Origin of the sequence: Natrinema sp. CGMCC1.2065 (assembly GCF_051225675.1) — an archaeon.
Lineage (GTDB): Archaea > Halobacteriota > Halobacteria > Halobacteriales > Natrialbaceae > Natrinema > Natrinema thermotolerans.
In genome coordinates this window covers 1-13,299 of record NZ_JBPJSJ010000025.1, presented here as the reverse complement: position 1 = coordinate 13,299, position 13,299 = coordinate 1, and the positions used below count along the sequence as shown (strand labels likewise).

The 13,299-nt window shown below is 66.9% G+C and carries 10 protein-coding genes; 6 read left to right on the top strand and 4 right to left on the bottom strand.

Features of this window, described 5'->3' with window-relative positions:
• Window positions 1-36 precede the first annotated feature (36 nt).
• On the bottom strand, window positions 37-876 hold the full coding sequence (gene otsB, locus ACSBP4_RS18025; protein WP_435553042.1) for a trehalose-phosphatase: 840 nt from the start codon (window positions 874-876) through the stop codon (window positions 37-39).
• Between the two features lie 3 nt (window positions 877-879).
• Window positions 880-2,538, bottom strand: coding sequence for an alpha,alpha-trehalose-phosphate synthase (UDP-forming) (locus tag ACSBP4_RS18020; RefSeq protein ID WP_373633367.1), 1,659 nt, complete (start codon window positions 2,536-2,538; stop codon window positions 880-882).
• 398 nt (window positions 2,539-2,936) lie between these two features.
• On the opposite strand from ACSBP4_RS18020, the gene ACSBP4_RS18015 reads away from it, so the two are divergent.
• Window positions 2,937-4,103 carry a M24 family metallopeptidase gene (locus ACSBP4_RS18015; protein WP_435553041.1) on the top strand — a complete coding sequence of 389 codons (1,167 nt, stop codon included), beginning with the start codon at window positions 2,937-2,939 and terminating at the stop codon, window positions 4,101-4,103.
• A gap of 181 nt (window positions 4,104-4,284) precedes the next feature.
• On the opposite strand, the gene ACSBP4_RS18010 is transcribed toward ACSBP4_RS18015, so the two are convergent.
• Window positions 4,285-5,490 (bottom strand): Cdc6/Cdc18 family protein, encoded by a 1,206-nt coding sequence (locus ACSBP4_RS18010; protein WP_006650323.1) that lies wholly within the window; start codon window positions 5,488-5,490, stop codon window positions 4,285-4,287.
• Window positions 5,491-7,348: 1,858 nt separating this feature from the next.
• Window positions 7,349-8,479 carry a DUF7350 domain-containing protein gene (locus ACSBP4_RS18005; RefSeq protein ID WP_049966313.1) on the bottom strand — a complete coding sequence of 377 codons (1,131 nt, stop codon included), beginning with the start codon at window positions 8,477-8,479 and terminating at the stop codon, window positions 7,349-7,351.
• Window positions 8,480-8,675: 196 nt separating this feature from the next.
• On the opposite strand from ACSBP4_RS18005, the gene ACSBP4_RS18000 reads away from it, so the two are divergent.
• The 5 genes from ACSBP4_RS18000 to ACSBP4_RS17980 form a co-directional block, all read left to right on the top strand.
• Entirely contained in the window at window positions 8,676-9,392 is a 717-nt protein-coding gene (locus ACSBP4_RS18000; RefSeq protein ID WP_435553040.1) for an SCO family protein, read from the top strand.
• Window positions 9,393-9,935 carry a TlpA family protein disulfide reductase gene (locus ACSBP4_RS17995; RefSeq protein ID WP_006650326.1) on the top strand — a complete coding sequence of 181 codons (543 nt, stop codon included), beginning with the start codon at window positions 9,393-9,395 and terminating at the stop codon, window positions 9,933-9,935.
• Between the two features lies 1 nt (window position 9,936).
• A complete protein-coding gene (locus ACSBP4_RS17990; protein WP_435553039.1) occupies window positions 9,937-10,632 on the top strand; it encodes a cytochrome c biogenesis CcdA family protein in 696 nt (231 codons plus the stop codon).
• Between the two features lie 136 nt (window positions 10,633-10,768).
• On the top strand, window positions 10,769-11,191 hold the full coding sequence (locus ACSBP4_RS17985; RefSeq protein WP_435553038.1) for a universal stress protein: 423 nt from the start codon (window positions 10,769-10,771) through the stop codon (window positions 11,189-11,191).
• 180 nt (window positions 11,192-11,371) lie between these two features.
• Window positions 11,372-13,299 (top strand): PAS domain-containing protein (locus ACSBP4_RS17980; RefSeq protein ID WP_435553037.1); only part of this gene is annotated, 1,928 nt, incomplete at its 3' end.

The window sequence follows — 13,299 nt, the reverse complement described above, 5'->3', positions numbered from 1 at the left end:
GGATGTCCGCACGGCCCCCGGCGATTCGGGCCCGGCTCAGGGTCGCCGCTCGGGACCGGACGACATGCCGTCCGCGAGTCGAGTGAGCAACGACGCGACGCCCGCCGGCGACTCGACCCGACGGGAGGCAGCCGACGGGCCGTCGCCGCCGACCCGGACCCCGATCCCGTCCGGCTCGACGGCACGAAAGGCCGACTCGTCGGTGACGTCGTCCCCGACGTAGACGGCGGCCGTCCCCCGCGGTTCGTCGGCCGCGATCAACTCGACGGCGTTCCCCTTCCCCCACGGGATCGACGGCCCGATCTCGAGGATGCGCTTCCCGCGGGAGAGTTCGAGCGCGCCATCGTTGAACGCCTCGAAGACGGCGGTCGTGAGCCGGCGAGCGACCGGCCGGGCGGCCGTCGGCACGGACCGGAAATGAACCGTCCCGGACAGGCGCTTGTTCTCGATCCGTACGTTCGGGATCGACGCGAGCGTCGTCTCGAGGACCGTACAGAGGCGGTCGATCCGAGCGGCCCGTTTCCGCGCGACGGGATGGACGGCGATCGATCCCCGCCGCTCGAGTTCGAGGCCGTGGTTGCCGGCGTAGATCGCCGGCCCGTCGATGCGACCGCGGACGTCTTGCAACGACCGGCCGCTGACGACCGCCGTCGTCACGTCCGGGTGGGCGGCCAGCCTCGCGACGGCGTGGCGGTTGTCCTCGGTCGGTCGGGCCGCGTCGGGATCGTCGACGATCGGCGCGAGCGTCCCGTCGAAATCGAGACAGACGAGCAGTTGCTCAGCGTCCGCGAGTGTCTCCCGAACGGCCGGGAATCCGTCTTCGAGCGGCCGGGGCGACGACTCGGCAGCGGCGGTTCCGGATTCGGAGCTGGTCATCCGTTAGACCGGCGGCGTGGGTTCCCGCGAGTCGGAATCGCTGTCCGAGCCCGCGTCGGTCCGACCCCGCTCGTCGCGGAGCCGCCGGAACCAGTCGAACTGCGTAGCCATCCACGACTCGAGGTCGCCGGCGAACACGCGCTGGCGCAGCGTGTTCATCCGACGCCGGCGCTCGTGGGCCGGCATCGAGAGCGCCGCCTCGAGCTGGGCCGCGAACCCGTCGGTGTCGATCGGATCGATCGTCAGCGCGTGGGAGCCGAGTCGTTCGTGCGCGCCGGTCCGGTCGCTCAACACCAGCGTATCGTCGCCATCGACGCTGGCCGCGACGTACTCCTGGGCGACCAGATTCATCCCGTCGACCAGTGGGCTGACGACCATGGCGTCCGCGCGCCGATAGAGCGTGCAGATGTCGTCCGTCGAGAGGTAGTCCTCGGTGTAGGCGATCGGCCGCCAGTCGTCGGTCTCGAAGCGGCGGTTGATCCGCGTGACCTCGCTGCGGACGAGGTCGCCGTGGCGCTGGTAGGTCTCGATGTCGGTCCGCGAGGGGGTCGCCTTCTGGAGGAAGGTGAACTCGCCGCGCCAGCCGGGGTTTCGCTCGAAGAACCGCTCGATGGCCGCCAGCCGTTCGGGAATCCCCTTGGTGTAGTCGAGTCGGTCGAGGCCCAGCCCGAGCGTCGTGTCGGGGGCGATGTCGTACTCCTCGAGCAGGTCGGCGAGGCGGTCGGGGTCGACCGACCGAGCGTCCCGGTCGTAGGCCGCGGCGTCGACTCCCATCGGCGTCGCGACGACGCGAGTTCGCCCCCCATCGTACCGGACCGTTCGGCGCTCGTGGTCGACGGTCGCCGTCGGCAGGAACCGGTCGACGCACTCGAGGAACCGATCCGCGTACTGCTCGACGTGAAAGCCAAGCAGGTCGTTGCCGAGCAGTCCCTCGAGGACGTGGCCACCGGCGGGACACTGCCGGAACGTCGGCGGCGACGGCCACGGAATGTGCCAGAAGTGGGCGACGGTCGCGCCGGCCGGCACGGACTCCCGGATCATCCGCGGCGCGAGCGCGAGATGGTAGTCCTGCAGCCAGATCACGGCGTCGGCCGTCGCGTGGTCGGCGACCGCGTCGGCGAACCGCTCGTTGACCGTCCGGTACCACTCGAAGTCGTTCGATCGGTCCTCGATCAGATCGGGAAAGCCGTGACAGAGCGGCCAGAGGACGCGATTGCTGAAGCCGTAGTAGTAGGAGTCGACCGCTTCCTCCGAGAGATCGAGCCGGCGGAGGGTGTAGTCCTCCTCCCCGGGCGGGACGGCGACGCAGTTTCGCTCGTCGGTCACGTCGAAGTCCGCCTCGCCGTCGCCCCAGGCGATCCACGTCCCGTCGGTCCGCTTGACGACTGGATCGAGCCCGGCTGTCAGCCCGCCGGTCGGCTCGTCGACCGTGATCGACCGGGTCTGGGCAGTAGCGCTCGAGTGGGCACCGCCGTCAGTCTCAGTCGGCGGCCCCGCGTCGTCGTACTCGTGACGATACGGTTGCCGGTTCGAGACGACGATCAGCGAACCGGGACAGCTCGGCCCGCCGGTCGCGGACTCGTCGTCCGTTCGGCCTCGACCGTCGGCCCGGCACTGTCGATTCCGTACAGCCGTCGACGACAACCGCTCGGGAACTCGCATTCGCTGTAATGACACAGCGTCCCGACGGGTTGCTTCGCGGCCTGCGGTCGCTGGGGGGTTAATACGTTTCCGACGGCGTTCGCCCTCGAGTGACCGTCCGCCCGCGGCAACGGTCACGTCGGGAAACTGGTGCGGTCGGCGATGGGACGAGTCGTCGGAATCGGAAAACGACTGGCGGTGGCGTGCGCTGTCGGCTGGACGAGTGCCAACGAGGACGGCCGACGACACCGCGCGAGCGAATCGGCTGGGGAGGGCGTGGCCACTCCGTGTTGCCACGATAGCAGGACGGTCGATATCGTTGAGTCGATGTTCACGACAGGAGTCGATATTCACGACCGGAGCCGCCTTCACACCCGACTAACCAAACGTTGATTCACCGCTCGAGCGAACACCCGTTCATGGAACCACCGTTCGAGCGCCGCATCGAAGCCTGCAAGCGCCGGCTCACGGCGGAAGGGGCCGACCTCGTCGTCTGTTTCCCGAGTCCGAACCTGACCTATCTGACCGGCTTCGAGGAGTCGCCCTCGGAGCGACACCTGCTGCTGTTCGTCCCTCGAGACGGCGACCCCGCGATCGTCGCGCCGGCGATGTACGAGGCGCAACTGTCCGAGCTTCCGATTCCGGACCTCGAGCGGCGGTTCTGGACCGATGCGGACGACCCGCTCGAAGCCATCGAGGCCGTTATCGATGGGTATTCGCTCGCGGGAGAGATCGAAGGGCCGCCGACCGTCCTCGTCGACGACCGCATGTGGGCGACATTTACTCAGGACCTGCGTGAGTTGCTCCCCGAGGCCGCGTTCGGACTGGCGGGGACCGTCCTCGAGCCGCTCCGGATCCGGAAGGACGCGGTCGAACTCGAGACGCTGCGGCGAGCCGGCGCGGTCGCGGATCGGGTCGCGCTCGAAATCCGTGAGCGGGGGACGGACCTGATCGGGACCACCGAAGCGGAACTGGCGACCGAGATCGATCGCTTGCTCGCGGCGGACGGCGGGGAGGAACCGGCGTTCGAAACCATCGTCGCCGCCGGCCCGAACGGCGCGCAACCGCACCACCACAGCGGCTCGCGGGAGATCCAGAACGGTGACCCCGTCGTTCTGGACTTCGGGGCCTTCGTCGCGGCCGACCTCGAGGGAAGTGGAGCTACTATAGGGCGGTATCCGGGCGATCAAACCCGGACGATCGTGGTCGGCGACGAGCCGCCCGCGGCGTACGAACGCGTCCACGAGACCGTCAGAGAAGCCCAGAACGCCGCCGTCGAGGCGGTCGAGCCGGGCGTGACGGCAGGGGCGGTCGACCGCGCGGCGCGGTCGGTTATCGAAGATGCCGGCTACGGCGACGCCTTCGTCCACCGGACGGGCCACGGCGTCGGCCTCGAGGTCCACGAACCGCCCTACATCGCCGCGGGCAACGACCGCGAACTCGAGCCTGACATGGTGTTCAGCATCGAACCGGGGATCTACCTCGAGGGGGAGTTCGGCGTTCGAATCGAGGACCTCGTCGCCGTGACCGAGGACGGAGCCGAACGGCTGAACGACACCCCGCGGGGCTGGGCGACGGGGCAGTGATGCCGCGGGAGAGTTCGGTGCCGGACGATCGGCTCCTGCAGCCGGGACACCGGGTTTCCGGTGAAATGTCGGCCGACTGCGGTCTCCAGGGTTCGATCCGTTGCACGGAACTCGATTCGATATGGGGTCGGTTCCACGTATGGGGTCGGTTCCACGGCGGCCCCGCCGATCTGTCGCTCGGCTACGGCTCGTCGGTTTCGACGAGGACGGTCCGGACGACCTCGGGGTCCTCGAGCAACTGATGCTCGGTATAGCTGCCCTCCGCGCTCCCACCGCTGCGACGGGTCTGCTCGAGGATGTCGAGGAAGGCGTGTTCCTTCAGGAGATCGCGGACGCGGCGCAGGGAGAGTGGATCGGAGCCCTCCTGCCGGCAGATCTCCTCGTAGACGTCGTAGATCCGGGTGGTCCGGAACCCGTCCTCGTCGGGCGTGTTGAGCGACAGGACCGCGAGGGCCTGTAACACGTAGCGGGAGTGAGGCGTCGAGCCGCGGATGAGTTCCCGGAACCGGTCGGTCTCGGCCCGCTCGCGGGCCTGGACGACGTACTCCTCGCGAACCGTCTCGTGGCCCTCCGATTGGGCGATCTCCCCGGCGTAGCGCAGGATGTCGATCGCCTTCCGCGCGTCGCCGTGTTCCCGGGCCGCGAGTGCGGCAGCCCGCGGGATGACCGACGGCTCGAGGACGCCGTCCTTGAACGCGTCGCTGCGGGCCTCCATGATGTCCCGGAGCTGGGTCGCGTCGTAGGGCGGGAAGACGAACTCCCGTTCACAGAGGCTCGACTTGACCCGCTCGTCGAGCCGGTCTTTGTACTTGATCTTGTTGCTGATCCCGATAACCCCGATCTTGCACGACTCGAGCTTGCCGGCCTCGCCCGCGCGCGAGAGTTGCATGAGGATGTCGTCGTCGTCGAGCTTGTCCACTTCGTCGAGGATGACCAGGGCGACGTCGTACTGGGCGTCCAGCACCGTCCAGAGGCGCTTGTAGTAGGTCGACGTACTTAGTCCCTTATCGGGGATTCTGACATCAGTGATCGCCGGCTCGTTTAACGTGTGGGCGATCGTCTGGACCGCCTGTGTCTCCGTGTTGTCCTGGGCGCAGTCGACGTAGGCGAAGGCCGACGTGATCCCCTCGTCCTCGGCGACCCGGACGAGCCGTTCGGAGATGTACTTCGCACAGAGGGACTTGCCCGTCCCGGTCTTCCCGTAAATGAGGAGGTTGCTCGGGCTCTGGCCGAAGATCGCCGGATTGACCGCGTTCGCGAGTTCGGCGATCTCGTCGTCCCGGCCGACGATCCGCCCCTCCTCGGGCAGGTGGTTGATCTCGAGTAGCTCCTTGTTCTCGAAGATCGGGTCGTCGCGGGTGAACAGGTCGTCGCCGGAACTCGACATAGTCGGACACCGTGTTTCCGGTGAAATAGCACTTCCGTTCCGCCCCGGCGGATTGGGGATCGATCGCACGGAGCGTGTTCGGCACCGAGCGGGCGGTTACGGACCGAACTGACGATCAGATCGGGACGTCCTCGTCCGGAGACTCGAGACCGGAACCTCGGTTGCGATCGGTGATCGGTCGCGGACACACACACACCGTGTTTCCGGTGAAACGGGGCGACTGGGGGGTTGGGGTGGAGTCGAAGTCGGGGTGCGTTTCACCGGAAACACGGTGTGGGGCGGCTCGAAATACGGTCGCTCCGGACGTACACACCCGCTCGAGCCGGGTGGAACGAGCGGTTTAACCCTCGGAAACGCCGCTGGCGTGATCCACCGATTCGACTGGATCCGTTCTCGATCTCTCTCGAGAGTACTTTCTGATTCACTTAGTGGACTATACTCATATCTATTACTTATATGTGGCTATAATCATGACAGGATACCAATCACCACTCACGAGGGCAGTCAAAGGATATCAAGGGCTGTCAATTGCCCTCGAGATATTCTCCGGTCTCTACCCGGTCTCTACTCGATCTCTAACTCCGTCTCCACTCAGAGCGGCCTCTTAGGCACTGAGGCGGTCGATTAACCCCTCTATGGCGGCTACAGTGGCTTTGCGGATTCACCGGATCGGTATCAGTCGATGAGTCTCGGACTGCTTCACCGGAAACACGGTGTGTCTCACCACTCCGCTCTCGAGCGGCGGCCGCCGCCCCGTTTCACCGGAAACACGGTGTGACCGCGCGACCGGTCGAACTGCCGGGTTCATCGAGCGCCCCTCATCGAGCAATGGGTGATCGAACTCGAGCGGGGACCAGCCAAATCCGTCGAGTCGGTAGTTCTCACGTCACTGAATCGGTGACAGAACAGTACCGGTACAAAAAGAACAGCACCGCCGCGGAACGGGGATTCGGAAACGCTCTGCTGATTCACCGGAAACCCGGTGTTCGAACCCATGGTTACTGCTGATTCGACCCCACGGCTGTCATCGATCCGACTCCACTATGAATCAGAACGAGTCGCAGCCGTATCGGTGCCGAACCGAGTCGTCCCTTGCACTGATTCTGTCCTCCATCTCAGTCCTGTCCACCGGAAACTTGGACCTGCTCACCGGAAATTCGGTCCTGTTCACCGGAAATTCGGTGTGTTTCCACATGGCCATGTCGAGCCAGTACCAGCGTCCCTCTCGAATTTCACCGGAAACCCGGTGTGAGACACGTCCGCTCGAGCCAGTAGTCGGCCCCCTCGAGTCCGGGCCAGTGGCACACGACTGCAGCCCTCTCGCTCGTCGTCACGATCCCGGATGTTCAGGTTCCGATCCGACGGCGACCAGTTCGGTCGACCGATTCCGTACGGCCCGCTCAATAGTAGTAGAGTTCGAGTTCGTGACCGCAGTTCCGACACCGGGTTTCCTTCCCCAGGAGCCGATTCGAATCGCTCTCCGCGTGGATTCCCGGCCCCGGCGGCACGGACGCAACGACCGTCGCGTCGCACGCCGGGCAGCCGATATCCATATCCGAATTGGTTGACAGAGACATGCCTTGGTCGTATTCGATACTCCCCGATAGTTATCGGAGCCGTACCGAACTATTGCGGTTCGTTTCGGAACGATTTCGCCCGCTACGATCGGATTTACTTGGAAAACGATTCCCCGCGACACTCGGTAGTCGTCCGACCGGACGTGGACCGCGTCGGTTTGCCGTGAAAATAGCAGCGGCTCGAGCCGGAATCCCGAAAGAAGCTGTTTCCGGCAGCACGGCCGGAGAATCCGGCGGTTGACCCGCAGTGTCGATTCAGCGGACGCGAACCCCGTCCCGACTCAGACCGTATACGTTACGTCTTCGAATTCGAAAAACGCCGTTTCGTAGCCGTCGTGACGGGACACTTGCGGCGGGGAATCGACGGTGACTCTCAGTCGGTCTCCGGCGGCGAGATCGTCGACCGCGAGCCCGTAGTGGTGACCGAACTCGCCGTCTAACGTCTCGGTCAATCGCTCTTCCAGGCGGACCGAGCCGTCGCGCTCGAGGGCCGCCGATAGTGACGTCAGCGGGAGGCTGATACCGTGATACGGCGTCCTGAGACAGACCGCCAGGTATTCGCCACCGTCGCTGCCGACGAACCGCTCGGCGTCGGTCCTGATCGCGGTGATCGCCGCGTCGCCGCTGCGTTCGGTCCCCAGCGACTCGCCGGGGAGGTCGTCGATCGGCGGTCCTTGCCCCATCGGTGGCATCCCGCCGCTTCCGTCTCCGGCCCCGTCGCTGTCCCCGCCATCACCGTGGGACATGAGGGGCAACGCTCCGCGGTTCCCTCGCCGCTCCTCGTCGATCGTCTGGAACGAGAGATCGTTGATCGACGAGCGGCTGTACTCGAAGTCGACCTCGAGCGTCGCGGCCGACTCGAGTCGACCGTCGAACGTACCGGTTCGGTCGGCCGAGACGGGCCCGGCACGGACTCGAGCCGTGTACTCGCCTTCGCCGGGGAGGCGGATGTTGTCGCCGTAGTGAAACCCCATCCGCTGGGAGATCATCGGCCACGGCGACGAGATGCCGGCGTCGACGGGCGACCCGTCCTGTCGCACCTCGATGACTGGATCCACCGGAAGGACGGTGTCCGTCTCCCGGTCCCAGACGGTCAGCATGAGATGGAGGCTGTCGTCGGCGTCGACCTCGACGAGCTGTTTGCCCTCGCTGGTCGCCTCGACGGTCCAGAATCGATGCGGAAACGTGTACGAGAGCCCGAGGGCGTAATCTCCGTCGCTGTCCATCCCGTACATGCCCATCTCCTCCCGAGAGGCGGGCAGGTAGACGGCGTCCGGGCGGTCCTCGACCAGCGGCGGGTTCGCCCACGCCGATTCCTCTTCGAAGCCCAGCCGCTCGAGACAGCCGGCGAGGCCGGCGGCTCCGACCGCTCCAACCCCGGCAACGCCGCGGAGATAACGCCGACGGTTCATTGACTCACGGTTGGAAACCGGTGATGAAACGCCTGTTGGTTCGCGGGTCGAAGAGACCTCTCGTCTACCGGTCGTAGGGTGACTCTCGTTCACCGGTCGTGTCAGTGGTCGGATCCGTGTCCCGTGGACGGAGGATCGCCCGCTCTTCGGGAACCGAACCAATGAACCTTTGATCGGCCCACCCTTCGAGTCGATTATGGACCGGCGAACATACCTCGGTACGGCCGGGATAACGGGACTTACCAGTATTGCCGGCTGTCTCGGTGAGGCGCTGGGGGGAAACGAGAACGACAATGGGGACGCGGGCCATCCCGATGCCGTTCTCGGGCCGCCGGAAACTGACCTCAGCGCAGCGACGCATCCGAGCTACGGGGACGAATACCCGTCGGTCACGCTGCCTGACCCGCTTTCCGACGAGACGATTTCCGTCGAGCAGTTCGAGGGGGACCGGACTGTCTTGATGACGTTCATTTATACGAACTGTCCGGACGGGATGTGTCCCGCACTGACGTTACGACTGCAACGCGCACAGCAGGCTGCGGTCGAAAACGGCTACGAGGACGAGGCGGCGTTCCTCGCGATGACGTTCGATCCCGAACGGGATACCGCGGAGCAACTACGGACGTTCGCCGACCGACGTAGCGTCGATTACGAGGCGGACAACTGGCATTTCATGCGGCCCGAGCGCTACGAGAAAGCCCAATCGATCATCAGTGAGACCTACGGGCTCCCCGAGGAGTCACTGAAAAAGAACTACGAGCACGATTACGAAAACGTCGAGTACACCTTCCCGCATCTCCCCTATATCTTCCTCGTCAACGAAGCGGGGATCGTCGAACGTGTGTATCCCAAGGGCCATTCGATCGAGGTATCCAGCCTCATCGACGATTTCGAAACGGTGGTGAACGGCTAGATGCGCAGGCGCGAGCTACTCGCCGGAATCGGTAGCCTCGGTATAGTCGGTGGCGCGAGTGCGGTCGCTATCGGCGGCGTCCCCTCGTTCGGGAATACCGAAGACGCCGACCCCGTCGAGCCACAGACGGTGGAAACGATCGCCGCGCCGGGCAGCGAGGCCGGCGAGGTACGCGTGCCCGCATCCGATCAGCCGACGTTCATCGACTTCTTCGCGACGTGGTGTCCGCCCTGTTCCAAGCAGATGCCCGATCTCATTGAGGCCCACGAGCGAGTCGGCGACGACGTACTGTTCATGTCGGTTACGAACGAGAACGTCGGTGGCTCGGTCACGAAAGAAGAGGTCGTCGACTGGTGGGAAGAACACGACGGCAACTGGACGCTCGGAATCGACCCGATCCGGGACCTGAGCGCCCAGTACTCTATCGAGGGGCTCCCCTACGCCGTCGCGATCGACGCCGACGGACGCGTTCAGTGGACGGACAAGGGGCGGAAATCCGCCGACGAGTTCGTCGACGGTATCGAACGAGCGATCGAAAACTAACATGGTCGATACCACACTCGCGACGTCGATCGCGTTCGGACTGACCTCGGGGATCGCGACGTTCTTCTCGCCGTGTTCCTATCCGCTCCTGCCCGGCTACGTCGGCTTCTACGTCAGCCAGACCGACGGCGACCGTGCGTCGCTCGGCGGCGCACTCAGCCGGGGGCTGATCGCCGGCCTCGGCGTGTTGGTCACCTTCGGCGTCCTGCTCGGCGCGACGTTCTGGGTCGGCTACTCGACGCTGTCGGCCGTCACGTGGTTCGAGGTGTTCGCCGGCGTCGTCCTGATCGCGTTCGGCCTCCTGATCGTCTTCGATCGCGCCCCGTCGCCCTCGATCGCGCTTCCCAAGCGGCGCTCGAGCGTCCTCGGGTTCGGGATCTTCGGAGTCGGCTACGCGCTAGCGGCGGCCGGCTGTGTCGCGCCGGTGTTCTTCGGCGTGGTCACCCGCGCGCTCTCGCTGCAGACGACCTCGGCGGCGGTCCTGCTGGGGACCTACGTCGGGAGCTTCGTCGTGTTGATGGTGTCGCTGACCGTCGCGACCGGGATGGGGCTGGTCGCTGGCGCGGGCCGGCTCGCGGCCTACACCGGGCTGCTCAAACGGATCGCGGGCGTCGTCATGATCGTCGCCGGGATCGGACAGCTGTACCTCGCGATCGTCGTCCTCGACGCGATCGACCTCGCCGCGCTGGTTCCCTGACCGTCGGCGCCCCGCCCCGGCCGCGTTCCGACCTGGCCGTTTCGAGTCGCTTTTTCGCACCTCGCTCGAGCCGCCCCCATCTCGGCAGGCAACGGCAGGTCCGGAACCTATCCCGCCGTCACCCGAATCGGGGGACATGTATCAGGATCTGCTGGTCGCGACCGACGGGAGCGACGCCGCACAGCGGGCGACCGACCACGGGATCGAACTCGCGGACCGACTCGACGCGACGCTGCACGTCCTCTCGGTCTCGGAGGACGGCCCACAGGCGACGGAGAAAGAGGACCGACTCCGACACGATCCGGAAGACGAGGCCGCAGGAGCCGCCGAACGCGCTCGAGCGGCGGCCGAACGCGACGGCGTCGAGGCGACGACGGACGTTCGCCACGGCGTTCCCCAGGAACAGATCGTCGACTACGCGGAGGTGAACCCGGTCGACATGGTCATCGTCGGGACGGCCGGTCGATCCGGGCTCGATCACTTGATTTCGGGCAGCGTCGCCGAGGAGATCGTCCGGAACGCGCCGGTGCCGGTGCTGACGGTCCGCGAGCAACCCTGACCGTGCCCTCGCGGTGTCCCCCGCTCGCCGACCGACATCGACAACCGAACCTAATCCGGTGCTACCCACCGGTACGAGATCGATACTTAACACGCCCGGAGCCGTCGGGATCGCTATCGTGACCGCTCGAGCGGGGCGTGTCTCGCCGTCACGGCGGTACTCGTCGGAGGTGGTCGCCGAGTGAGCGACGCCACGCAGACCGCCGTCGGCGACTCCCCGTGCGTGCTGATCGTCGGCGACTCCCCTTCGGCCGACGACGCGATGGACGCCCTCGTTGGGGCGTTCGCGGAGCAGTCGCTGCTACGGGCGCGAACGGCCGCGGCTGCCCGCGAACGACTGGCCGAGCGCGAGGTCCACTGTCTGGTCTGTCCCTTCGACCCCGACGAGCGCTCGGACTCGCCCTCGCTCCTCGAGCGACTGGCGGACCGAGCCGACGACGTACCGATCGTCGCGCTCGCCGACGGGGACGACGCCGACCGGGCGCTCGAGGCGGGAGCCAGCGACGTCGCGAGCGACGCGTCGGCGACCGTCCTGCGGACCCGCGTTCGGAACGCCGCCGATCGCGAGCGGTATCGCCGCGCCGCGTCCGCGGCCGCCCAGCGGCACCGCGCGATTCTCGAGTCAGCCGACGCGGTCGTCTGGGTCGTCGACGCCGAGGGGACCGTCGAGTACGCGACGCCGGCCGTCGAGTCGCGGCTGGGGTATACGCCCACCGAACTCGAGCGAACGGCGCTGACGCGGCTCGTCCACCCCGACGATCGTGAGGCGGTTCGCGACGCCGTTGCCACCGCCGTCGCGGGACCGACTGGAACGACCGAACGGGTCCGAGTCCGACTCGGCCACGCCGACGGCACCTGGCGGGTCGCGACGCTTACCTGTACCAACCGGCTCGCGGATCCGGCCCTCGAGGGGGTCATCGTGACGCGGACGGACGCGAAATCGACCGCCGACGCCGGCGGTCCCGACGCCGTCCGAACGGGGCTCGATCGGCTGACGGACCCGCTTTTCGTCCTCGGTTCGGACGACGACGTACAGTACGCGAACGCGGCAGCCAGCCGATTCGTCCGGCGGTTCGATTCGACGGTGGCCGACGACCCGCTCCCGCCGGGCGTCGTCCTCTGGGACCGGCTTCCGGACGCCCTCGGTCGGTCCCTCTCCGAACGGGTCCGGGAGGCCGAGCGGACCGGCTCGGTCACCGTGTTCCAGACGACTGCCCCCTCGCTCGAGGACCCGATCACTGTCGCCGTTCATCCCGGTGACGACGGCGCGACGATCCACGTCCGGAACCGGCCCGCCGAGGCCGTGGAGACGGATCGGGATCGGCTCGCGCTCCTCGAGTCGGTCGTCGACGCCGTCGACGTCGGGATCGCCGTCCTCGAGGGGTCGACGATCCGGCTTGCGAACCCGGCGCTGCTGGAGTTGGCCGACGCGGCGTCGCTGGTCGGCCGGGACCTCGAATCGGTGTTCGACGACGACCTCGCGGCGGCGGTGCTGGAGCGGGCCGACTCGCCGGTCGTCAGGTGGCTCGACCCCGTTTCGGGGACGCTCGCGACCGAGCCGCCGCGGCCGGTCGACGTTTCCATCGCACCGTTGTCTCCCGACTTCGACGCCGACCGCGCCCCATCGACGGCGGATCGAACGCTCTGTGTCGTGCGCGATGGGGCCGAGTCCAGCGACGGCGCGGCGTCGATGCTTCGTCGAACGACCGCTGCACTCGCCAGTGCGGAAACCCCCTCGGCCGTTCGGCGTGCGGTCGTCGACGCCGTCGGCGAGTGGACCGGGGCCGACGTCGCCGTCTGGTACCGCGGAACCGACGACGACCTTCGGCCGGCAGCCACCGTGACGGCCGACCACACTGGCAGCGACGACGCGTCGATCGAACCGCCGGCGATCGACCCCCGTGGGACGCGGCTCGAGCCGATCCTCGAGGCGGGCGAGCCGACGGTTGACGACCGTGAGGCGTTCACGGACGTCCTCGCTCGGACCGGGCTCCGGGCCGAGCGGGTCCTCGCGGTGCCGGTCGGCTCCGACGGGATCGTCCTCGCGACCGGCGCGGAGCCGACGGCGTTCGACGGCGTCGACGCCGACGCGCTCGCGGCGCTGTCGGC